The organism is Nocardioides mangrovi (genome assembly GCF_020073815.1).
GTDB classification, from domain to species: Bacteria; Actinomycetota; Actinomycetes; order Propionibacteriales; family Nocardioidaceae; genus Nocardioides; species Nocardioides mangrovi.
Genome location: NZ_JAIQZJ010000001.1, coordinates 1049027 through 1072428, shown reverse-complemented (window position 1 = coordinate 1072428; position 23402 = coordinate 1049027). Strand labels below are relative to the sequence as shown.

Genomic DNA, 23402 nt, shown 5'->3' with positions numbered 1-23402 from the left:
CCGGTGTTTGCCTTATTCCCCCGGGGTGGTGCGTCCCACGGTGCGCTGACGCGCCCGCTGGGACTCACGACCTGACTTCGTTAGGGAGAGAAATGCCCAAGATCCTGGAGTTCGACGAGAACGCCCGGCGCGCCCTCGAGCGCGGCGTCGACGCGCTCGCCAACACCGTCAAGGTGACCCTCGGCCCCAAGGGCCGCTACGTCGTGCTCGACAAGAAGTGGGGCGCCCCGACCATCACCAACGACGGCGTGACCGTCGCCCGTGAGGTCGAGCTGGACGACCCGTTCGAGAACCTCGGTGCCCAGCTCACCAAGGAGGTCGCGACCAAGACCAACGACGTCGCCGGTGACGGCACGACGACCGCGACCGTGCTCGCCCAGGCGATGGTCCACGAGGGCCTGCGCGCCGTCGCGGCCGGCGCCAACCCGATGGCGCTCAAGCGCGGCATGGACGCCGCGGCCGAGGCCGTCGGCGACGCCCTCAAGGAGGCCGCCCGCGAGGTCGAGTCCGTCGAGGACATGGCCTCCGTCGCCACCATCTCGAGCCGCGACAGCCACATCGGTGACCTGCTCTCGCAGGCCTTCGACAAGGTCGGCAAGGACGGCGTCATCACCGTCGAGGAGTCCAACTCGATGGGCACCGACCTCGAGTTCACCGAGGGCATGCAGTTCGACAAGGGCTACATCAGCCAGTACTTCGTCAGCGACCCGGAGCGCATGGAGGCCGTCCTCGACGACCCGTACATCCTGCTCCACCAGGGCAAGATCTCGGCCGTCGCCGAGCTGCTCCCGCTGCTGGAGAAGGTCATCCAGTCCGGCAAGCCGCTCTTCATCCTCGCCGAGGACGTCGAGGGCGAGGCCCTGTCGACCCTGGTCGTCAACAAGATCCGCGGCACCTTCAACGCCGTCGCGGTGAAGAGCCCGGCCTTCGGCGACCGCCGCAAGGCGATGATGCAGGACATCGCGACCCTGACCGGTGGTCAGGTCGTCGCCCCCGAGGTCGGCCTCAAGCTCGACCAGGTCGGCCTCGAGGTGCTCGGCCAGGCCCGCCGCGTCGTGGTGACCAAGGACAACACCACGATCGTCGACGGCGCCGGCGACGCCGCCGAGGTCGAGGGCCGCGTCAACCAGATCAAGGCCGAGATCGAGTCGACCGACTCCGACTGGGACCGCGAGAAGCTCCAGGAGCGCCTCGCCAAGCTCGCCGGCGGTGTCTGTGTGATCCAGGTCGGCGCCGCCACCGAGGTGGAGCTGAAGGAGAAGAAGCACCGCATCGAGGACGCCGTCTCCGCGACGCGCGCCGCGATCGAGGAGGGCATCGTCGCCGGCGGCGGCTCCGCCATCGTCCACGCGGTCTCGGTGCTCGAGGGCGACCTCGGCCTCACCGGCGACGAGGCGATCGGCGTCCGCGTGGTTCGCAAGGCGGCCGACGAGCCGCTGCGCTGGATCGCCGAGAACGGCGGCGAGAACGGCTACGTCGTCACCACCAAGGTGCGCGAGCTCGGTGTCGGCAACGGCTACAACGCCGCCACCGGCGAGTACGGCGACCTCGTCGCCCAGGGCGTCCTCGACCCGGTCAAGGTCACCCGCTCCGCGCTGGTCAACGCCACCTCGATCGCGGGCATGCTGCTCACGACCGAGACGCTGGTCCCCCCGCCCGGGCCCCCCCCCCCCCCCCGCCCCGCCCCCCCCCCCCCCCCCCCGGGCCCCCCCCCCCCCGACTCGGCATTTCGGGGTCAGTCAGTCGCAGCTCGGTTGCACGGGTGGTCGGTCGACGCCCTTCAGGAGGTAGACCGGGTGGCCGTTGCAGGTGGTGCCGTGCTCGACGTACCGCTCCTGCACGACCTGCTCGAGGTCGGCGACGCCGTCGTCCGACCAGGCGTCGAAGGACACCCACTCGACCAGCCAGGTCGGCGCAGCCGGGCCGGCGAGGAGGTCGGTGAGGTCGGCGTACCCGGGGTCCCGGGTGCGCATCGGCAGGCTCCAGAGATAGGGGTACGGCGAGCCGAGGCCGCTGGTGTCCTGGAGGTCGGCGCGGCCCCCGAAGACCACGAGCGTGTCGCCGGGCTCCGCGGCGCCGGCGATCGCCTCGCCGGTGTGGACCTCGTCGAACTCCTGCCGGCCCGTGGCGTTCCAGACCAGCCAGAAGGCCATCGCCGCGACCGCGGACGCTCCGGTCGCGACGACCACGCCGCGCATGATCCGGCCCGGCCGGTCGGCCCGCCCGGCGACGAGCGCGACGCAGAGCACGGCGCCCGGCACCAGCGGCGTCAGGTAGTCCTGCCAGTAGCTCCCGCCCGCGACCAGCGCCGCCACGTCGAAGCCGACGACGGCGACGGTCGCCGCCACGACCGGCGGGTCGTCGCGCCAGAGTCGGGGGAGGTTCGCGACCAGTCCTCCGAGCACCAGGAGCAGGCCGCTGCCCAGCGCAATGGCGAGCAGCAGCCAGGCGCGGCGCTCGGGCGCCGCCGACGCGCCGTCGGCGATCACCCGGGCGGCGTCGGAGCGGAAGCCGTAGACGGCGTACCAGACCGCATGCAGGTGCACGCTCTCCGCGCGCGCCCACACGACGGTGCCGAGCACGGGGAGCGCCGCTCCGGCCAGGCCCGCGACGCCCAGCCCGAGCGCCGTACGCCGGGGCAGCCGGCCCGTGAGGGCGGCGACCGCGAGCAGCACGGCGGCGAAGACGAGCGCGCTGGCGAGGTTCTGCTTCAGCCCGACGGCCAGCGCCCCGAGGACGCCGGCCGCCAATGCGAGCCACGCCGAGCGGCGGCGTACGGCGTGGAGCGTCAGCAGCATGCTGCCCAGCACGACCGGCACCGCCAGCAGCTCGCCCTTGACCGCGACCACGTCGATCATCGGGTTGGAGAGCAGCGCCGCGGCGACACCGGCGGCCCACGGCACGGCACGCCCCGGCGCGACCGCGGCCGCCAGGCGAGCGGCGAGCAGCACCGACAGTCCGGCGACCAGGGCGCCGACGACCCGGAGCGCGGTCTCCCCGCCGAGCCAGTCGATGCCGCGGAAGACGGCGATGAGCAGCGGCGGCCGGTCGACCCAGAAGGGCCCGAACGGGCTGTCCGCCTGCGGGTCCCACGCCCGGGCCACGAGCAGGAAGCCCGCCTCGTCGGCGCGGATCGGCCGGGTGAGCGCGGGGAGCCGCGCCAGGATCGCGACGGCCACGGCGACGGCGACCGGATGCCGGCGGAGGAACGTCACGGGGTGCAGCGTAAAGCGCCGGAAACACGGGAGTTGCCATCGCGCAATGCGGTGAGAGCACCCTGTGGCCATGTTGTGGAGGGTCCGTACGACGCTGCCCGATCGCCCGGGAGCACTCGCCTCGCTGGCCGCGACCTGCGGTGAGGCCGGCGTGAACATCCTCGGCGTCCAGGTGTTCCCGGGAGTCGAGTCCGTCACCGACGAGCTGGTGCTCGCCACGCCCGACGACTGGGCGGTCGCCGACATCGCGGACCTCATCGGCCGCTCCGGCGGCACCTCGGTCAGCGCCGGGCCGTGCACCGAGGCCGCGCTGACCGACCAGCCGACGCGCTACGTCCAGGCGGCCCGCTCGATCCTGGCCCAGCCCGCGTCCTTCCCCGAGGTCGTCGCGCGGCTCTTCGACGCCGACGCGGACCCCGAGTCGGCCGGCGACGACACGCTCGACCTCATGGAGATGACCGTCGGCGACGTGCTCATGCAGGTCCGCCGGGCTGCGCCGTTCACCGCCACGGAGCACGCCCGCGGCGCGGCGATGGCCGACCTGGTCTCCGACGTCCTCGAGCGCTCCCGCGAGAGCGCGATGGTCCCCAGCCTCGGCCGCCGCGTCGGCGGCGGCACCAGCCCCGAGTACGTCGCGGGCGACGACTCGGTCTCCGCGATGGTCGACGGCGTCTCCGTCGGCCTGGCCGTCGTGCGGCCCGCGGCCGACGAGCCCGACGTACGCCCCGTCACGCTGCGCGTCGACCCTGCCTGGCAGCGCCGCGGCATCGGCACCCGCCTGCTGGTCGACGTGGCCCGGCTGGCGAGCAGCATGGGGGCCGCCGAGATCGTGCTCACCACCCGCTCGGACAACCAGGCGGTGCTGCCGATGGTGATGGCCGCCGGCCTGCGTGGCCGGATCCGGATGGCCGCCGACACGCTCACCGTCCGGGTGCCCGTCCGGGACCTCAAGCCACTTCGGAAGTAGCCCCACCCCGACGGTAGGCTGGGGGAGTGGAGGTTCCCGAGAAGTTCGCCAGCCTGGGCCTGACCTACGACGACGTCCTCCTGCTGCCGGGTCACTCCGACCTGGCGCCGGCGGACATCGACATGACCTCGCGGCTGACCCGCGAGATCTCGCTCAAGGTGCCGCTCGTCAGCGCGGCCATGGACACCGTGACCGAGTCGCGGATGGCCATCGCGATGGCCCGCCAGGGCGGCCTCGGCGTGCTGCACCGCAACCTCTCGATCGAGGACCAGGCCTACCAGGTCGACCTCGTCAAGCGGACCCAGACCGGGATCATCTCCAACCCGGTCACGATCAACCCCGACGCCACGCTCGAGCAGCTCGACAAGCTCGCGGGCGAGTACCGCATCTCCGGCTTCCCGGTCGTCGACACCGACAACCGGCTGATCGGCATGATCACCAACCGCGACCTGCGCTTCACCCCGGTCGCGGAGTGGGCGACCACCAAGGTCGACGAGGTGATGACGCCGATGCCGCTCATCACCGGCCACTCCGACATCACCCGCGACGAGGCGACCGTCCTGCTGCGCAAGCACAAGCGCGAGCGGCTCCCGCTGATCGACGACGCCGGCCACCTCACCGGCCTGATCACCGTCAAGGACTTCGTCAAGGGCGAGCAGTTCCCCAACGCGTCGTACGACGGAGCCGGCCGCCTCATGGTCGGCGCGGCGATCGGCTACTTCGGTGACGCCTGGCAGCGCGCCACGACCCTCATCGAGGCGGGCGTCGACGTGCTCGTCGCCGACACCGCCCACGGCAACGTGCGGATGCTGCTCGACATGGTCCAGCGGCTGAAGACCGATCCAGCCACCAAGCACGTCCAGGTCGTCGGCGGCAACGTCGCGACCAAGGAGGGCGCCCAGTCGTTCGTCGACGCGGGCGCCGACGCGGTCAAGGTCGGCGTCGGGCCGGGCTCGATCTGCACCACCCGCGTCGTCACCGGCGTCGGCGTCCCGCAGATCACCGCGGTCTACGAGGCGTCGCTGGCCTGCAAGGCGGCCGGCGTCCCGGTCATCGCCGACGGCGGCCTCAAGTACTCCGGCGAGATCGCCAAGGCGCTGGTCGCCGGCGCCGACACCGTCATGATCGGCTCGCTGCTGGCCGGCTGCGAGGAGTCGCCGGGCGACCTCGTCTTCGTCAACGGCAAGCAGTTCAAGTCCTACCGGGGCATGGGCTCGCTCGGCGCGATGTCGAGCCGCGGCAAGAAGTCCTACTCCAAGGACCGCTACTTCCAGGCCGAGGTCGAGAGCGACGACAAGATCGTCCCCGAGGGCATCGAGGGCCAGGTCGCCTACCGCGGCCCGCTCGCGGCCGTCGCGCACCAGCTCATCGGCGGGCTGAGCCAGTCGATGTTCTACGTCGGCGCCGCGACCGTCCCGGAGCTGCAGGAGAAGGGCCGGTTCGTGCGGATCACCCAGGCCTCGCTCCAGGAGAGCCACCCGCACGGCGTGCAGATGACCGTCGAGGCGCCCAACTACGCCGGTCGCTGATCGAGGACGGTCAGCTCGACCCCGTCGGCCACCCGGTAGGGGTGCGGGTCGACGAGGGCGCCGACCTTCCGGCGCAGCCGGGACAGCTCCGCCCGCACGGTGACGACGTGCTCGACGTCGCCGAAGAGGGCGGCGCTGAGCTGGACGGCGGACACCCCGCCGCGGCCGGCAGCGGCGACGAGTCGGAGGAGCTCGACGTGCCGGCCGCTCAGATCCGTGCGCCAGGTGCCGTCCCCGCTGCGGACCTCGAGCGACCGACCCGCAACGTCGAGCCGTGCGGTGACCCGGTCGACGGTCCGGCCGGGTCGGAGGAGCCAGCCCTCGCCCAGCCGCTCCGGCACGCACCGCCCCAGCCCGGGCACGGCCATCGGGAGATCGGGCTGCGGCGCCTGGATCCGGTCGCGTCGGGCGACCCCCGAGCTGTGCGCCACCCAGCCGAGGTCGTCGACGACCAGCAGCGGGCCGCCCGCGCCGCCGAGCAGCGGCTCCGCCGTACGCCGCAGCCGCTCGAGCCGGCCGCGGTGGAGGTCGACCAGGCGGGTCTCCGCCAGCCGGACCGCGCTCTCGACGAGCACCCGGATCGCGGGGTGCAGGGTCAGCGCCGGCCCGCTCACGTCGACCACGCCGAGCAGCTCGCCGGTGCGCGGGTCGTGCATCGGCCACGCGCTGCAGTACCACGGGTGCTGGGCCTGCTCGAAGTGCTCCGCCGAGAAGAGCTCGACGGGCGCGGCCTCGGCCAGCGCGGTGCCGATCGCGTTGGTGCCGACGGTCTCCTCGGTCCACAGTGCGCCCTCGGCGAAACCGAGCGTGTCGGCCTGGCGCCGCACGCGCGACGATCCCTCGCGCCACAGGACCACGCCGTCGGCGTCGGTGACGACCATCAGGAAGGTCGAGGCATCGGCGACCGAGGTGAGCACGTGCCGCAGCTCGTCGATGACCAGCGCGATCGGCGAGCCCTCACGCCGCTGCAGGGTCTCGGTGAGGGGGAGCGGGTCGCGGGCGTTGCGCCCGTCGGCGTCCAGGCCCACGGCGAGCACGCGCCGCCAGGAGCGGGCGACGACCGCCCGTGGCTCACCGGCGCTGCGTGATCCGGAGAGCACGGCGTCGTGCACGCGGCGCAGTTCGCGGGCGTGCACGGACAGGTCCGTGCCGGGCGTGACCGCGCCCTGACCGGCGATCGACATGGCGCTCCTCCTGATCGGAGGATAGGTCGCTCGTGTGAGCCACGCCACAGGTCGACCCGTCTCGGTTTGCAACGCGCTGCAACGCTCGCGGCCGCCCGCGGCCCGGTGTCTGCTGTGACGACGGCCACGCGACCGGGTGGCCCCGAGCACCTGGAGGACCCGATGACCCAGACGTTGGACCCGGACACCGGGACCGCAACCGCCGCACCCGGTCCGCAGGCCCGGGTCGACGCGTGGCTGTCGGCCTTCGAGCGCGGCCTGGGCGCCGCCGACGCCGATGCGGTGGCGGCGCTCTTCGCCACCGAGTGCTACTGGCGCGACCTCGTCGCCTTCACCTGGAACCTCAAGACGGTCGAGGGGCGGGACCAGGTCGCCGACCTGGTGACCTCTCGCGCGGCCGGGACCGCCGCGACCGGCTTCGCGACGACCGAGGCGCCGGAGGAGGCCGACGGCGTCGTCACCGCGTGGATCGGCTTCGAGACGGCGGTCGGTCGGGCGAACGGGCTGCTCCGGCTGGTGGAGGAGGACGGCGAGGACCGCGCCTGGACGCTGCTCACCGCGCTCTACGAGCTGAAGGGGCACGAGGAGCCGCGCGGCACCCATCGGCCGATGGGCGCCGAGCACGGCGCCGACAAGCACCGCCGCACCTGGAAGGAGCGCCGCCAGGACGAGGCGGAGAGCCTCGGCAGCACCACCCAGCCGTACGTCCTCGTGGTCGGCGGCGGGCAGGGCGGCATCGCCCTCGGCTCGCGGCTGCGCCAGCTCGGCGTCCCGACCCTCGTCGTCGACAAGCACCCGCGGCCGGGGGACCAGTGGCGCAACCGCTACAAGTCCCTCTGCCTGCACGACCCGGTCTGGTACGACCACCTGCCCTACCTGAAGTTCCCCGACAACTGGCCGGTCTTCGCGCCCAAGGACAAGATCGGCGACTGGCTCGAGTCGTACGTGAAGGTCATGGAGGTGCCGTACTGGTCGAGCACCGAGGTGCGGTCGGCGACCTGGTCGGACGAGACCGGTGAGTGGACGGTCGAGCTCGAGCGGGAGGGACGCCCCCTGACGCTGCGGCCGACGCAGCTGGTCTTCGCCACGGGCATGAGCGGGAAGGCGCGGATGCCCGACGTGCCCGGGATCGAGACGTTCCGCGGCGACGTGCACCACTCCTCGGCACACCCCGGTCCGGACGCCTACCGCGGCAAGCGGGCGGTCGTGATCGGCAGCAACAACTCCGCCTTCGACATCTGCGGGGCGCTGTGGGAGAACGACGCCGACGTCACGATGGTGCAGCGTTCGTCGACGCACATCGTGAAGAGCGACAGCCTCATGGACATCGGGCTGGGCGATCTCTACTCGGAGCGGGCGCTCGCCGCCGGCGTCACGACCGAGAAGGCCGACCTGATCTTCGCGTCGCTGCCCTACCGGATCCTGCACACCTTCCAGATCCCGGCGTACGAGGCGATGGCCGCGCGGGACAAGGACTTCTACGACCGGCTCGAGAGGTCGGGCTTCTGGCTCGACTGGGGCGACGACGGGTCCGGGCTGTTCATGAAGTACCTGCGCCGCGGGTCGGGCTACTACATCGACGTCGGCGCGGCCGAGCTGGTCGCCGACGGCGAGGTGCGGCTCGCCCACGGCCAGGTCACGCACCTCACCGAGGACGCCGTGGTGCTCGAGGACGGCACCGAGCTGCCCGCCGACGTCGTGGTCTTCGCGACCGGCTACAACTCGATGAACGGGTGGGTCGCCGACCTCATCGACCAGGAGACGGCCGACCGGCTCGGCAAGTGCTGGGGCCTGGGGTCGGAGACGACGAAGGACCCGGGGCCCTGGGAGGGCGAACAGCGCAACATGTGGAAGCCGACGAACGTCGAGCACCTCTGGATGCACGGCGGCAACCTCCACCAGTCCCGCCACTACTCGCTCTACCTGGCCCTGCAGCTCAAGGCTCGGTTCGAGGGCATCGACACCCCCGTCTACGGGCTCCAGGAGGTGCACCACACGGCCTGACCCCGGCTACTCCGGCCGGTAGACCCGGATCGCGACGTCGGGCCGGGCGGCGCGCACCTGGTAGACGTCGCCGGCGACGAGGACCCCGGCCAGCGTGCTGCCGTAGCCGCGCATCTGGGAGAGGGAGCGGCCCTTGCTGAGCTGCCCCGTCCAGAAGAGCGTGTGGTTGCCACGCCCGGCGACCCCGAGCAGCACGTCGCCGTCCGTGGTGTCGACCGTCGTGCGGCCGTCCTCGGGGTGGCGGGTGGCGACGAGGCGCCAGGCGCGACCGGCGTACTCGACGGTGTCGTCCTCGGCGTAGACGGCGGCGCCGAACCTGACGCCGTCGACCGCGATCGGCGTGCCGTCCTTGCCGTCGTCCGAGAGGTAGACGTGGACGTCGTGCGTCCCCGGGTCCAGGTGGTCGAGCGTGCCGGCGCTGCCGGAGGCGGCGTCGGCCCAGGTGCCGCTGCAGCCGATCGCCAGCGCCGGCTTCCCGTCGACGTCGACGTTGACGTAGTAGTGCCCCTCGCTGTCGCAGGAGGTGACGAACCGCATCGAGCCCGCGCCGTCGGCCTGGAAGTCGACGCTCGGCGCGCCCTCGTCGGCGAAGGCCGCGCCCAGCAGGGGCTGGCCGGCATAGCTCTCGCGGAAGACCGACTCCCCGTCGCTGACGCCGGCCGCCAGCTCGCCGGTCGACTCGTAGACCGCCACGCCGGCCCGGGCGCCGACCGGAGTGCCGTCGTACCGGATCCGCAGGACGGCGTCGGGGGCGTTGACCGACACCGGCACGGAGGTCTGGCTGCCCGACCGGACCCGGGCGACGGCCTCGCTGTCGGCGAACAAGGTCGCCGAGCCGTCGCCGAGGCCGCTGCCGACCAGCACGACCGCGCGCTCCCGGTCGGTCTCGCCGAGTCGGTCCTGGTCGTCACTCCCGAGGGTCGCGGTGTGGTCGCGGTCGTAGGGGAATCCGAGCACCTGGATCGACCCGGGCACCTCGACGCCCGCGACGTCGGCGGGCTGGATCCCGGCCGGGGCGCGGACCGCTCCCACGACGACAGCGGCCAGGACCACCGTGGCCGCGACGGCGACCGCGACCACGCCGGTCCGCCGCCGGCGGGCGGTGCGGATCCGGGCCCGGACGGCGACCGGACGGATGTAGCGGTCGGGATCGTCGAGGGCGTCGGCGCGCTCGACGAGGACGGTGCGGAGATCGCGGAGCGTGCTCATCGGAGGTCCTCCTCGCGGCTCGCGAGCGCGGGGTCGATCCGCAGCTTCGCGAGCGCCTTGCTGGTCTGGCTCTTCACGGTGCCGGGCGAGATGCCCAGCAGCCGGGCGGTCTCCGCCTCGCTGAGGTCCTCGACGAAGCGCAGCACGATCACCGCGCGCTGCCGTCGGGGCAGCCGGCCCATCGCCGTCCAGAGGTCGTGCCGGTCGTCGTCCCCGGACGAGGCCGGGGGCTCCGGCTCGGGCACGTCGGCGTGGGCGTGCTCGCCGTTCCACTTGCGCCGCCACCAGGACGCGAACGTGTTGACCAGGATCTTGCGCACGTAGGGCTCGGGGTCGCCCTGGATCCGCGACCACGAGAACCACGCCTTCGTCAGCGCGGTCTGCAGCAGGTCCTCGGCCAGGGCGTGGTCGCGGGTGAGCAGGTACGCCGTCCGCAGCAGCCCGGTCGAGCGGGCGGCGACGAAGTCGTCGAACTCCACCACCGCCACGTCGCCTCCCGAGATCGTCAGGGCCTCCATACCCTGCCCGACCACCTGGACCACCTCGGAGGTTGCCCCGACCCGGAGACCGACCCGCGGACCACCCGCGGACCTAGGATCTGGCCGTGACGAAGCGCTCCTACGACGCAGCCGGCCGGCGGGCGGCCGCCCAGGGGCGCCGCGACCGGGTCGCCGACATCGCGGCGGCGATGTTCGCGGAGCGCGGCTGGGGCGGCACCACGGTCGCCGCGGTCGCCGACCGGGCGGGGGTCTCCGTCGAGCTGGTCGCCAAGGCCTTCGGCGGCAAGCCGGGCCTGTTCATGGCGGCCTTCCGTCGCGCGAGCTTCGAGGGAGGCGTGGACCTGCCCACGGCCTTCGCCGACCTGCGGCTCGACCTGGAGCCCGACCTCGAGCTCCGGCTGGACCGCTTGGTGTCCTTCGCGTGCACGGCGCTCCAACCGATGGCGCCGCTGGTGCCGGTGATGACCGCGGGTGCCGAGCAGGACGACGAGCTGCGCCGGCTGGTGGACGCGGCCAAGGAGGGGCACGCCGCGACGTCGCGCGAGGTCGTCCGGCTCCTGGCGTCCGGGCCGGTGGGGGCGGACGCCGTCGACGAGGTCTACGTGCTCACCCTGGCCGAGACCTACCTCGCCTTCGTGCAGCAGCGCGGCTGGACCGTCGAGCGGTACGCCGCCTGGTTGCGCCGGTCGTTGCGGACCGCCCTGCGCCCGGGGTGAGGGTTCCCGCAAACGCCCATGCGACCCAGGTTTATTGATTACGGTCTTTCGGTATCCAATTGGTCCCAGGTCTCGACGGACCAGCGCAGCAGCCGGGCGGCACGGGGACGTCCGGCGTCTCGCACGAGACCGGGGCGACGGCGCCTCCGGCGGCACCGGTCCACGGGGGAGTGCGGTGCGTCGGGGGCGCCCGGGCGGCGGAGCGCGGCTCGATAGGCTGGCTCGGTGACCGACATCGAGATCGGCCGGGCCAAGCGCGCCCGGCGCGCCTACTCCTTCGACGACATCGCGATCGTGCCGTCCCGGCGCACCCGCGACCCCGAGGAGGTCAGCACCGCCTGGCAGATCGACGCCTACCGCTTCGAGATCCCGGTCCTCGCCGCACCGATGGACTCCGTGATGTCCCCGGACACCGCCATCGCACTGGGCCGGTACGGCGGCCTGGGCGTGCTCAACCTCGAGGGACTGTGGACCCGCTACGAGGACCCGGACCCGCTGCTCGAGGAGGTCGCCGGCCTGCAGGGCACCGACGCAACCCGCCGGCTCCAGGAGATCTACACCGAGCCGATCAAGGGCGAGCTCATCACCGAGCGGCTGCGTGCGATGCGCGAGGCCGGCGTGACCGTGGCCGGCTCGCTGTCGCCGGGCAAGACCAAGGAGTTCGCGAAGGCCGTCGTCGACGCGGGCGTCGACATGTTCGTCATCCGCGGCACCACCGTCTCCGCCGAGCACGTCTCCTCCCAGGCCGAGCCGCTCAACCTCAAGGAGTTCATCTACGAGCTCGACGTCCCGGTGATCGTCGGCGGCTGCGCGACCCACCAGGCGGCGCTGCACCTGATGCGCACCGGTGCGGCCGGCGTCCTGGTCGGCTTCGGCGGGGGCGCGGCCCACACGACCCGCACCGTCCTCGGCGTCGCCGTCCCGATGGCCTCGGCCGTCGCCGACGTCGCCGCCGCCCGCCGCGACTACCTCGACGAGTCCGGTGGCCGCTACGTCCACGTGATCGCCGACGGCTCGATCGGCAAGTCGGGCGACATCGCGAAGGCGATCGCCTGCGGCGCCGACGCGGTCATGGTCGGCTCGCCGTTCGCCCGCGCCTCCGATGCGCCGGGCCGCGGCTTCCACTGGGGCACCGAGGCCCACCACCACGACCTGCCGCGCGGTCAGCGGGTGCAGTTCGAGACGGTCGGCACCCTCGAGGAGATCCTCTTCGGCCCCAGCCGCGTCGCCGACGGCACGATGAACCTCGTCGGCGCGCTGCGCCGTTCGATGGCGACCACGGGCTACACCGAGGTCAAGGAGTTCCAGCGCGTGGAGGTCGTGGTCGAGTAGCCACGTCCGCCCCTGACGACGACGGGCCCCGCCACACCCGGAGGTGTGACGGGGCCCGTCGCGTCGTTCAGCTGGCTACTTCTTCACCTTCTTGGTCGCCGCGCTGGTGAGGACGACCGTCTTGTAGCCGGCCTTGGTGGCCGTGCTCTCCACGGTGATCCAGGTCCCCACCATTCCCTTCTTCAGCTTCAGGGTGCGGCCGTGGCCGCCGACCTCCTGCCCGCCGGCGTACCAGGTGTAGGTCACCTTGACGTCCTCGTCGTACGTCGCCTTCGCGACCGAGAGCGTCTTGCCCACCTTGGCCTTGCCGGTGATGGTCGGGACCGGCCGGAGAGCCTGCACGCCGGCCGCGACCTTGGTGGCGTCGCTGTCGGTGCTGACCGGCAGGTAGCCGGCCTTGGTCCCGGTGACGGTCACGGCCAGGGCGTGGCCCTTGTCGGCCGGGACCGGCAGGTAGCCGGCCGAGGTCGCCCCCGCGATGGGTGCGCCGTCCAGCGTCCACTGGTAGGCCAGCTCGGTGCCGGCGTCCCAGGTGCCCACGTCGGCGGTGACCCGCTTGCCGACCCGGACCGGACCGCTGACGACCGGCACCGGCGTACGGGTCAGGTCACCCGCCGCCACCGTGACGCCCTCACTGGTCCGGGTCGCCGTCGCATAGCCGGTCTTGGTGCCGGTCACCTCGACCGTCACCACCGACCCGGCGTCCGCGGGGGCCGGCGTGTAGCCGGACCCGGTCGCGCCGGCGACCGGCGATCCGTCGACGAGCCACCGGTAGGCGAAGGTCGTGCCGTCCTCCCAGTCGCCGGTGGAGACGGTCAGGGCGTGGTCGACCTTCGCGGTGCCGCCGATGACCGGCACCGCGCTCTTCAGGTCGGCGGGGGCGATCGCGGCGGTCGGAGCACTCGACCTCGTCACCGAGACGTAGCCGTCCTTCGAGCCCGTGACCGCCACCGTCACCACGGAGCCGACCTGGCCGACGGTCGGCGTGAAGGTCGGATCCGTCGCACCGTCCACGGGCGTGCCGCCCACGGACCACTGGATGGCCAGGTGCGTGCCCGCGTCCCAGTTGAGGCCCTCCACGGTGAGCCGCTCACCGGCCTTCGGCGTGCCGGTGATGATCGGCGTCGGGGTCGAGCCCAGGGTGCCGACGTCGACCGTGCCGGTCGGGTCGCTCGTCCTCGTGACCTCCTCGTAGTCGGCCTTCGTGCTGGTCACGGCGACGGTGATCGCCGCGCCCAGCTCGTGTCCCGTCGGCGTGAACGTCGACGCGGTCGCGCCGTCGACCGGCTCACCGTCGGCGTACCACTGGAAGACCTGGCTGGTGCCGTCGTCCCAGGTGCCCGGGTCGGCGGTCAGCGCCACCCCGACCTTCGGCGTGCCCGAGATCGTCGGGGTCGGCCGCAGGGTCTGGGCGAGGCCGACGATGGTGCTCGGCTCGCTGGTCGTGGTCACCGGGTCGTACGCGGTCTTGGTGCTGGTGACCGAGAACGTGAGCTGGTGACCGATCTGCGCCAGCGTCGGGGTGTACGTCGTCCCCGTCGCGCCGTCGACCGGCGTCCCGTCGACCGCCCACTGGTAGGTGCGGGTGGTGCCGGAGTCCCACGCGCCGGGGACGCCGGTGACCTCGGACTGCGCCCGCGCCGTCCCGGTGATGGTCGGGATCGGCTGGAGCACCTGGGTGCCGTTGGCGATCGCGACGCTGACGTTGCTGGTCCTCACCACCGGCGTGATGCCCGGCTTGGTGCCGGTCACCGTGAGGGTGAGGGTCTGACCGAGCTGGGCGGCCGTCGGGGTGATCGAGCCACCGGTGCCGGCCGAGCCGCTGACGTTGACGCTGTTGGCCGCCCACTGGAAGGTGAGCGTGACGCCGTCGTCCCAGGCGCCGTACGACGGGGCGTAGGGCGTCCCGACCTTGGGCGTCCCCGAGAGCACCGGCGTGGGGGTGAGACTGAGCGCGTCACCGGCCGCGACCGCCGCCGTGGCGGCGCTGGTGCCGGTGCCGGTGTTGTAGCCGCCCTTGTTGCCGGTCACGACCACGTCGATGGTCTGGCCGACCTGCGAGGAGACGGCCGGGGTGTAGGACGGACCGGTGGCGCCGGAGATGTTGGTCCCGTTGGCGCGCCACTGGTAGGTGAAGAACGTGCCCGGCGACCACGTGCCCGGGTCCACGGTCAGCTTCTCACCGATCTTCGGGGTGCCCGAGATGGTCGGCGTCCCCGTGGTCAGGCTCGCCCGGACCCCGACCGCGGTGGCGGTGCTGGTCGCGGACGTCGGGAGGAACCCGCTCTGGGTGCCGGTCACGGTCACCGTGACCGGCGAGCCGACCACGTCGATGCCCGGCGTCCAGGTCGCGCTGGTCGCACCGGCGACGGGGGTGCCGTCGATGAACCACTGGTAGGCCAGCGACGGACCGTCCGGCCAGTCGGAGGTGGTGGCGGTCAGGGTCTGGCCGACGACCGGGGCGCCGCCGGTCAGCCCGTCGATGGTCGGGGCCGGCGCCGGGGTGATCGGCGAGCGGCCGACGACCGTGCTGGCCGTGCAGGAGACGCAGGTGCCGCCGAGGACGGTCGAGCCGGTGCTGGCCACCGCCTTCAGGGTGGTGCCCGTGGCGCCCGTGACCGTGAACGGGATGTCCACCGTCGAGGTGGCGCCGAGGGCCGTCGCCGGCACGCTCCAGGTCAGCGTGCTGCCACTCCGGCTGACGCCGGCCGGCAGGGTGCCGATGGTGCCGTCGTCGGTCAGGTCGGAGACGTCGACCGAGATCACGGCCTGGCCGTCGGTCATCGCGACCTTGCCGGTGTTGCGGACGCCGAGGGTGTAGGTGGCCGCGTCGCCGCTGCTCACCAGACCGGTCGGCCCGGTCACGCCGTAGGTGTACTTCGCCGGCCAGGCAGGCTTGCCGGTCGTGTAGACCCACGTGTTGAAGAACGACGCGAGGTCCTTGCCCGAGAGCTCCTGGGCCAGGGCGATGAAGTCGGCCGTGGTGTGGCTCTGGCCGCCGTACCGCGTCTGCCAGGTCTTCATCAGCGTCGCGAAGGTGTCCGCGCCGATCGCCGTGCGCAGCGCGTGGAGCGTGTAGTTGCCGCGGGTGTAGGTCGGGCTGCCGAAGAGCTGCGAGGCGTTGGACATCGCGGCGACCGGGACGGTCCACAGCGAGCTTCCGCTCGAGGAGGAGTTGAACGAGTTGTAGATCGAGGTCTCAGGCGGAACGGTTGAGGTCGTGGCTACGCCCTGCGAGCTCACCGAAGACCCGGCGGCCTCGTAGGGCACCTGGGTCTCCGAGTAGGTGGCCGGACCCTCGTTCAGCCAGATGTCGTTCCAGTCGAAGGGCGACTCGTTGTCGCCGAACCACTGGTGCATGATCTCGTGGTACGTCGTGCCGCGGCCGGCGCTGTTCGGGAAGAACGGCCGGTCCTGGGTCTCGAGCGCGTAGTTGATCGCCGACGGGACGACGTCGGTCACCAGGCCGGTGCTGTCGCCCGGGTAGGGACCGTACTTGGTCTCGAAGAAGTCGAGGATCTGCTTGAGCTGCGCGCGGGTGCCGAGCGTCGTGGTCTGGTTGGCGGTGGAGATCGCCGGGTCGATGAAGGTCCACTCGGGGATCGTCCGGCCGCTGGCCAGGGTGATGTTCGACGAGTAGACGTCGTACCGCCCGATCGAGACGAACGCGAGCTCGCTCGCCATCGGCTTGGTCTCGTTCCAGACCCAGGTGGTTCGGCTGCCGTCGTCGCTCGGGGTCGTGGAGACCAGCTCGCCGTTGCTGGCGACCGCGGACGCGTAGGGCTTGCCGCCGGCGTTCGCGTAGTTCGACGTCGAGAGCTTCGAGGGCACGTCGACGGTGAAGGTGTACGTGGCCTTGTCGCGCGGGGTGTTGTTGTTCGGGTAGAGCGTCATCGAGCCGACCGGCTGGTTGACGAAGGTCGCGCCGTCGGTGGTGTTGTTCCAGCCCTCGGACGAGCCGTCCGCGTCGGTGTGGGCGACCGGGCTGCCGTGGTACTTCACGACGGTCGTGAACGGGCCGCTCACCGGGGTCGCGGGCGTGATGATCAGCTTGTGCACGTCGTTCGCGGCGCTGCTCGACGAGCCGCCGGTGGTGTTCTCGATCCGGGTGAAGGTCGCCGGCACGCCGTCGACGGTCACGGAGTCGACGTTGAGGGTGCTAGCGGCCAGGTTGCCCGCCGAGCCCTGGAAGTCGAACGAGAACGACGACAGCGGCGCGCCCGTGGTCGACGCGGTGATCGTGGTCGTGGCGTCCGGGAGGGTGCTGGTGCCGACCGCGTTCGCGGTCGTCGAGGGCGTGAAGTTCGCCTTGAAGTCGATGTCGTAGTGGCTCACGTCGTAGCCGCTGTTGCCCTGGTTGGGGAACAGGGTGTCCGCCGGGGAGGCCGTCTGGCCGCCCGCGATCGGGTCCACGGCCGCCTGGGCGGGGCCGGAGGTGGCGCTGACCGCGAGCAGTCCGGCCGTCATGGCCAGGACCGCGCCGCGCGCCGTCAGTCGTGCGAGTGTCATCTCGCCTCTCTCTTCTCGGGGGTGCTTGGCCCGCGCCGTGGGGTCCGAGAGAGGCGGGTCGACCTGCAACCTAGGGAGCGCCTGTTTCGACGACGTTACGTGTCCGTATTTTCTTGTCGGACAATCCGACAAACCGGTCGGCGGCTACCCTGCGGCAGTGAGCGAGGTGACCATCCACACCGACGGGGCGTGCGTCCCCAACCCGGGTCCGGGCGGCTGGGGCGCGCTGCTGCGGTACGGCGCGCACGAGCGCGAGCTGTGCGGCGGCGACGCCGGCACGACCACCAACAACCGGATGGAGCTCACCGCGCCGATCGAGGCACTCGACGCGCTGACCCGCCCCTCGGTCGTGCACCTCTACACCGACAGCACCTACGTCCGGAACGGCATCACCTCCTGGGTGACGTCGTGGCAGCGCAACGGCTGGCGGACCAGCGCCAAGCAGCCGGTCAAGAACGAGGATCTCTGGCGCCGGCTGGTCGAGGCCTGTGCGCGTCACGAGGTCGAGTGGCACTGGGTGAAGGGCCACGCGGGCGACGAGGGCAACGAGCGCGCCGACCGGCTCGCGGCCCGCGGGCTGGCCGAGGCGGTCGCCGCGGCATCCCCGGCATGACCCGCCTCCTGGTCGCCGCCGGCCAGGCCGCCTCGGTCGCCGGCGACGTCGCCGCCAACGTCGCGACCGCGGTCCGGCTCGTCCGGCTCGCGGCCACGCAGGACGTGCGGCTGCTGGTGCTGCCGGAGGCGTTCCTCACCGGCTACGACGTCGACGCGTTCACCGGCCGCCTGCCGGCCGTCGCCGACCTCGACGCGCCCTGGCTCGACCCGCTCCGGACGGCCGCCGTCCTGGGCGACCTCACGGTCGTGGTCGGCACCGCGCTCGAGCGCGACGGCGAGCGCCGGCTGAGCCAGGTCGTGGTGCGGCCCGACGGTCGCACGACCGCGCCGTACGACAAGCAGCACCTCGACGGCCTCGAGAAGAGCCTCTTCACGGTCGGTGACCACGGCGCCTCGATCGCCGTCCAGGGCGTCGAGCTGGGCCTGTCGATCTGCTACGACGGCTGCTTCCCCGAGCACGCCCAGGCCGCCGCGCGCGACGGGGCGCTCGGCTACCTCGCGTCCGCGGCGTACTTCCCCGGCGGTGAGCACCGGCGCGACCTCTACTACGCCGCGCGGGCGGTCGAGAACGGCATGTACGTCGTGCTCGCCGGCCTCACCGGTCGGTGCGGTGCCTTCGACTTCATCGGCGGCTCGGCGGTCTACGACCCCGAGGGCCGCCCGCTCGCGCGGATCGGCGTCGAGGAGGGGCTGGCCATCGCGGAGATCGACACCGAGGTGGTCGCCGCGTTCCGGGAGCGGCACACGATGATCGCCGACCACCGCACGAGCCTGGGGCCGCGGTTGCGGTCCTGAGGCGATGAGTCCGCCGGCCGCGGCGGGTCGACACGTCATGCAGACGCGCAACCTCGCCGACCTCTACGACCTCCCACCACTGGAGTGGACGGCGGTCGCCGACCGGCTCGACCGCGGCTACGGGCAGGCGCCCGGCTCGGGTGGACCCGACCGCCACTCCAGCTGGCTCTCGACGATCAACCCCGACGGCAGCCCGCACGTCACCGGCGTCGGCGCCCTGTGGATCGACGCTGCGTTCTGGTTCGAGACCGGGCGGTCGACCCGCAAGGCCCGCAACGTCGAGCGTGACCCGCGCTGCGCGTTGAGCGTCGCCACCCAGGAGTTCGACCTGGTCGTCGAGGGCACCGCGTCGCTGGTCACGGACCCCGAGGTCGTCGCGGCGCGGGCCGCCGACTGGGCCGTCGACTGGCCGTGCCGCGTCGACGAGAGCGGGCTCGCGCTGACCGCGGAGTTCAGCGCCCCGTCCGCCGGTCCGCCGCCGTGGCACGTCTACCGCCTCGACGTACGATCCGCGACGGCGCTCGCCACCACCGGTGAGGGTGGCGCCACTCGCTGGGTCTTCTAGCGCGGGCAGGGAACATCGCGGACACATCGGTTTGCGAGGATGGACCCATGTCTCGGTCCAGTGCCCTGAGCCCGCAGGCCCGCTCGGCGTCGCTCGCCGCGATGCGGGGGATCGAGGGGCAGGGGGAGCTCGACGTCCTCGTCGTCGGCGGCGGGGTCGTGGGCGCCGGCACCGCGCTCGACGCGGTGACCCGCGGCCTGAACACCGGGCTCCTCGAGCAGCGCGACCTGGCCAGCGGCACGTCCAGCCGCAGCAGCAAGCTGGTGCACGGCGGCCTGCGCTACCTCGAGATGCTCGACTTCGGGCTGGTCCGCGAGGCGCTCCAGGAACGCGGCCTGCTGCTCACCCGGCTCGCGCCGCACCTGGTCCGTCCGGTGCCGTTCCTCTACCCGCTGACCCACCGCGGCTGGGAGCGGCCGTACGTCGGCGCGGGCCTGGCCCTCTACGACGGCATGGCGATGGCCGGCCGCTACGGCAGCGGGCTGCCGCGGCACCGGCACCTGTCGCGCCGGGCCGTGCAGCGGCTCGCCCCCGACTTCAACCCGGCCTCGCTCGCGGGCGCCATCCAGTACTACGACTGCCAGGTCGACGACGCCCGGCTCGTGCTGAGCCTCGCCCGGACCGCCGCCGCCCACGGCGCGCACGTCGCGACCCGCGTCGAGGTGACCGGCTTCCTCCGCGAGGGCGAGCGGGTCGTCGGCGTACGCGCCCGCGACCTGGAGACCCAGGAGGACTTCGAGGTCCGCGCGCGGGTGGTCGTCAACGCGGCCGGTGTCTGGACCGACGAGATCCAGGAGCTGGTCGGCGGCCGCGGCGCACTGCACGTGCAGGCGTCGAAGGGCATCCACCTCGTCGTCCCGCGCGACCGGATCCGCTCGGAGGCCGGCTTCATCGTGCGCACCGAGAAGTCCGTGCTCTTCGTGATCCCGTGGGGCCGGCACTGGATCATCGGCACGACCGACACCCCCTGGTCGCTCGACAAGGCGCACCCGGCTGCGTCCAAGGCCGACATCGACTACATCCTCGAGCACGTCAACGCGATCCTGCGCGAGCCGCTCGACCACGAGGACGTCGAGGGCGTGTACGCCGGGTTGCGGCCGCTCCTCTCCGGCGAGTCGGAGCCGACCTCGCGGATCTCCCGCGAGCACACCGTCGTCACGCCCGTGCCCGGGCTGGTGATGATCGCCGGCGGCAAGCTGACGACGTACCGCGTCATGGGTCGCGACGCCGTCGACGCCGCCGCCCACTCGCTGACCTCCACGCTCGGCGGCTTCACCGTGCGGGCCTCGATCACCGACCGGGTGCCCCTCGTCGGCGCGGCCGACTGGGAGACGCGGCAGAACCAGCGGGTCCTGCTGGCCCGGCGCAGCGGTCTGCACGTCGCCCGGATCGACCACCTCCTCGGCCGGTACGGCGGCCTCGTCGACGACCTCCTCGACCTGGTCGAGTCGCGACGCGTCCTCGGCGTACCGCTCGAGGGTGCCGAGGACTACCTGGCCGCCGAGGTCGTCTACGCCGTGACCCACGAGGGCGCCCGCCACCTCGACGACGTCCTCACCCGCCGTACCCGCATCTCCATCGAGACCTTCGACCGCGGCGTCTCCGCCGCCCCCGGCGTCGCCGCCCTGATGGCCGCCGAGCTCGGCTGGGACCCCACCCGCACCGCCGACGAAGTCGACCACTACCTCCGCCGCGTCGAGGCCGAGCGTCGCTCCCAGCGGATGCTCACCGACCAGGAGGCCGACGAGGCGCGGGTGCAGGTCTCCGACATCGTGTGACGGTCTGGAGCGGGTTTCCCCGGCTGCCCGGGGAAACCCGCCGCTACGCCGGTCCTGCACCGGCGTGGCGGGCGGGTTTCGGCTGACGACCCCGGGGTTAGGCGGCCCAAGGGCGCCCTTCGAGCGTGGCGAGGATGCGGGCGGCCGTGCGCTCGGCACGAAAGAGATCCGACCAGATGATGCGGATGCAGCGCCAGCCCGTGAGCCCGCAGATCAGTTCCTCACGGCGCTTCTCGCGGAGCACGGCATCGACGACCGACTCGCCGGGGCGGCGATGGCGCAGGTACTTCTCCTTGCCGTCGAACTCGAGGAACACGCCCAGCTCTGGCCAAGCGAAGTCGACTCGGTGGATCACCCTCCCGTTCCGGTTGCGTACCTCGTACTGTGGCGTCGGCCGAGGTAGGTGCTGGCGCCAGAACATCCACGAGGCGAGGCTCTCGCCCGCCGATTCGATCCGTGGGTCCGCCAGGCCGAGCACGACGTGGCTGTTGAGCAGATGTGGATCCGTGCGCATGCTCCGCATCCGGTACTCGATCTGCTTCAGCGTCGTCTCGCCGGCGTTCAGCAGGCCGTTGACGGTCACCAAGGCGTGTGGTGTGTCGGAGATTGCGATCATGTCGATGGCGGTCCGCGTGCCTGACGTGATGGGGCGTCCCGCCTTGAACGTGAGGTCCTCGGCGATGGCGTGGCCACGGTGCTCGACGCGCCCGGCCTCGCGCCGTCCCGCCTTCCCATCGAGGCGGAGGAGATGCGTCTCCTCGCCCGGTTCCCACACCGGTACGCCGAGTGCCTCTGCGGCGCTCGGGCCGGACAGGGCGACCGGCGAACGCGCCGATCGGAGCACGGCGAGTGCGATCAGCTGACGACGCTCCACGGGGCTCAGACGCGGCCACATGTCGGCATAGGCGTACGCGCCATGACGAATGCTGACGAGGACGCCCCGGCGGACGAGACGGGCGATGGCCTTGTCGGTGTAGCCGCCGGCGAGGAGCTCGCGCGTCAGCATCAAGCGGTCGTCTCGGAGGTCGGCCCTCGGTGGAAGCATCATGGGTCCATTGATCGTCGTACCGGGTCTCGCTGCAGGCTGCCGACCGTGGCGCTGTGGAGAACCGCCCCAGTCGAAGCCCTGTGGACGGATTCTGGTCCGGTGCCGCCGACGCTCCGGGGTCGTCAGCCGTTCGCCGCCCGACACGCCGCGGGCCGTGGGCATGTCGGGCGGGTTTCCCCGGCCGGCCGGGGAAACCCGCCGTCTGACGCGCGTCAAGAACAGCCACCGAGTCGTTGACAACTAGAACACGTTCCACCCATGCTGAGAGCCACGTCACAGCAGCACCCAGGGAGGGAACGTGACCCAGGCGCCCCCGCCGGCGGACATGAGGATGCAACGGTCGAGCAGGGACCCGAGCGAGGCACGAGATCGGCTGACCGCGTGGATGGCGACGGTGCTGCCCGACGGCGCCGAGCCCGTCGTGACGCTGCACAGCGGAATCGACGCCAACGGCATGTCCTCGGAGACGCTCATCCTCGACGTCGCGTGGACCGAGGGGGGCGAGCAGCGCCTCGGCGAGTACGTCGCGCGCGTGGCGCCGTCCCTCACCGACGTCCCGGTCTTCCCGAGCTACGAGCTGCAGGACCAGTACGACGTGATGCGGATCGTCGGCGAGCAGACCGGCGTCCCCGTGCCGGCCGTGCGCTGGATGGAGGCCACCGGCGAGGTGCTCGGCACGCCGTTCTTCCTCATGGACCGCATCGAGGGCGTCGTGCCGCAGGACGTGCTGCCCTACAACTTCGGCGACAACTGGCTCTTCGACGCCCCGGCCGAGGACCAGAAGCGCCTCCAGGACCTCAGCGTCAAGGTGCTCGCCGACCTGCACGCCATCCCCGACGCCGGCACGACCTTCGGCTTCCTCGACCCGGCCGCGCACGGCCACCAGGGCGCGACGCTGCTCGAGCGCAAGCTCGCGAGCGTCCGTGCGTGGTACGAGTACGCCGTCCCCGACGCCGGCCGGTCGCCGCTCACCGAGCGCGCGCTCGCGTGGCTGGAGGCCAACCACCCGGAGAGCCACGACACCGTGCTGTGCTGGGGTGACTCGCGGATCGGCAACATGATGTACCGCGACTTCGAGCCGGTCGCCGTCCTCGACTGGGAGATGGCCGCCATCGGCCCGCGCGAGCTCGACGTCTCCTGGATCATGTTCGCCCACAAGGTCTTCGAGGCGATCACCGAGGTGATGGGCATGCCCGGCATGCCGGAGTTCATGCGCGAGGACGAGATCCGCGCCGAGTACACCCGCCTCACGGGCGTCGAGCTCGGCGACCTCCTCTGGTACGACGTCTACAACGCCGTCCAGTGGAACATCGTCTTCATGCGCACCGGCGCCCGCCAGATCCACTTCGGCGAGATCGAGCGCCCCGACGACATCGAGACCGTCTTCCACCACCGGCCGCTCGTCGAGCGGCTCCTCGAGCAGGCAAAGGCTTAGG

General features: G+C 72.3%; 16 protein-coding genes and 1 pseudogene. 11 read left to right on the top strand and 6 right to left on the bottom strand.

Annotation, left to right across the window (positions count from 1 at the left end; translation table 11 throughout):
- Window positions 1–92: 92 nt before the first annotated feature.
- Window positions 93–1649, top strand: a pseudogene (gene groL, locus K8U61_RS05230) (chaperonin GroEL); the annotation flags it as partial.
- A gap of 90 nt (window positions 1650–1739) precedes the next feature.
- Here groL and K8U61_RS05225 read toward each other — a convergent pair.
- Entirely contained in the window at window positions 1740–3215 is a 1476-nt protein-coding gene (locus K8U61_RS05225; protein WP_224121903.1) for a hypothetical protein, read from the bottom strand.
- Between the two features lie 70 nt (window positions 3216–3285).
- On the opposite strand from K8U61_RS05225, the gene K8U61_RS05220 reads away from it, so the two are divergent.
- Together K8U61_RS05220 and guaB are read left to right on the top strand one after the other, a co-directional pair.
- Window positions 3286–4182 (top strand): GNAT family N-acetyltransferase, encoded by an 897-nt coding sequence (locus K8U61_RS05220; protein ID WP_224121902.1) that lies wholly within the window; start codon window positions 3286–3288, stop codon window positions 4180–4182.
- A gap of 26 nt (window positions 4183–4208) precedes the next feature.
- Complete coding sequence (guaB, locus tag K8U61_RS05215) at window positions 4209–5711, top strand: IMP dehydrogenase (RefSeq protein WP_224121901.1); 1503 nt, start codon at window positions 4209–4211, stop codon at window positions 5709–5711.
- Here guaB and K8U61_RS05210 read toward each other — a convergent pair.
- Window positions 5696–6895, bottom strand: a complete 1200-nt coding sequence (locus K8U61_RS05210; protein ID WP_224121900.1) for a GAF domain-containing protein — start codon at window positions 6893–6895, stop codon at window positions 5696–5698. The two genes, guaB and K8U61_RS05210, sit on opposite strands and share 16 nt — an antisense overlap.
- A gap of 162 nt (window positions 6896–7057) precedes the next feature.
- Here K8U61_RS05210 and K8U61_RS05205 point away from each other — a divergent pair, with 162 nt between their 5' ends.
- Complete coding sequence (locus tag K8U61_RS05205) at window positions 7058–8899, top strand: flavin-containing monooxygenase (protein WP_224121899.1); 1842 nt, start codon at window positions 7058–7060, stop codon at window positions 8897–8899.
- A 6-nt stretch (window positions 8900–8905) separates the two neighbouring features.
- Here K8U61_RS05205 and K8U61_RS05200 read toward each other — a convergent pair whose 3' ends face one another.
- Window positions 8906–10108, bottom strand: coding sequence for a hypothetical protein (locus K8U61_RS05200; RefSeq protein WP_224121898.1), 1203 nt, complete (start codon window positions 10106–10108; stop codon window positions 8906–8908).
- The gene (locus K8U61_RS05195; protein WP_308043089.1) at window positions 10105–10641 is read right to left on the bottom strand and encodes a SigE family RNA polymerase sigma factor; all 537 of its coding nucleotides are present in this window, start codon (window positions 10639–10641) and stop codon (window positions 10105–10107) included. The genes K8U61_RS05200 and K8U61_RS05195 overlap by 4 nt, the downstream gene beginning before the upstream one ends.
- Before the next feature lie 71 nt (window positions 10642–10712).
- Between K8U61_RS05195 and K8U61_RS05190 the strand changes: the two genes are divergently transcribed.
- Both K8U61_RS05190 and K8U61_RS05185 read left to right on the top strand, forming a co-directional pair.
- Complete coding sequence (locus K8U61_RS05190; protein ID WP_224121897.1) at window positions 10713–11324, top strand: TetR/AcrR family transcriptional regulator; 612 nt, start codon at window positions 10713–10715, stop codon at window positions 11322–11324.
- A 225-nt stretch (window positions 11325–11549) separates the two neighbouring features.
- Entirely contained in the window at window positions 11550–12656 is a 1107-nt protein-coding gene (locus K8U61_RS05185) for a GuaB3 family IMP dehydrogenase-related protein (RefSeq protein WP_224121896.1), read from the top strand.
- Window positions 12657–12731: 75 nt separating this feature from the next.
- Here K8U61_RS05185 and K8U61_RS05180 read toward each other — a convergent pair whose 3' ends face one another.
- On the bottom strand, window positions 12732–17165 hold the full coding sequence (locus K8U61_RS05180) for a M1 family aminopeptidase (protein WP_224121895.1): 4434 nt from the start codon (window positions 17163–17165) through the stop codon (window positions 12732–12734).
- Window positions 17166–17322: 157 nt separating this feature from the next.
- On the opposite strand from K8U61_RS05180, the gene rnhA reads away from it, so the two are divergent.
- Genes rnhA through K8U61_RS05160 form a run of 4 tightly spaced genes read left to right on the top strand, consistent with a single transcriptional unit; the run spans window position 17323 to window position 20918 of the window.
- Window positions 17323–17778 (top strand): ribonuclease HI, encoded by a 456-nt coding sequence (gene rnhA, locus K8U61_RS05175; RefSeq protein ID WP_224121894.1) that lies wholly within the window; start codon window positions 17323–17325, stop codon window positions 17776–17778.
- Window positions 17775–18575: a carbon-nitrogen hydrolase family protein gene (locus K8U61_RS05170; RefSeq protein WP_224121893.1), complete on the top strand. Its 801-nt coding sequence runs from the start codon at window positions 17775–17777 to the stop codon at window positions 18573–18575. The genes rnhA and K8U61_RS05170 overlap by 4 nt, the downstream gene beginning before the upstream one ends.
- 37 nt (window positions 18576–18612) lie before the next feature.
- Window positions 18613–19140 (top strand): pyridoxamine 5'-phosphate oxidase family protein, encoded by a 528-nt coding sequence (locus tag K8U61_RS05165; RefSeq protein WP_224121892.1) that lies wholly within the window; start codon window positions 18613–18615, stop codon window positions 19138–19140.
- Between the two features lie 47 nt (window positions 19141–19187).
- Window positions 19188–20918: a glycerol-3-phosphate dehydrogenase/oxidase gene (locus K8U61_RS05160; protein ID WP_224121891.1), complete on the top strand. Its 1731-nt coding sequence runs from the start codon at window positions 19188–19190 to the stop codon at window positions 20916–20918.
- Window positions 20919–21015: 97 nt separating this feature from the next.
- Here K8U61_RS05160 and K8U61_RS05155 read toward each other — a convergent pair whose 3' ends face one another.
- The gene (locus K8U61_RS05155; protein WP_224121890.1) at window positions 21016–21924 is read right to left on the bottom strand and encodes a type IV toxin-antitoxin system AbiEi family antitoxin domain-containing protein; all 909 of its coding nucleotides are present in this window, start codon (window positions 21922–21924) and stop codon (window positions 21016–21018) included.
- Window positions 21925–22264: 340 nt separating this feature from the next.
- Between K8U61_RS05155 and K8U61_RS05150 the strand changes: the two genes are divergently transcribed.
- Entirely contained in the window at window positions 22265–23401 is a 1137-nt protein-coding gene (locus K8U61_RS05150; protein ID WP_224121889.1) for a phosphotransferase family protein, read from the top strand.
- Window position 23402: the final 1 nt, after the last annotated feature.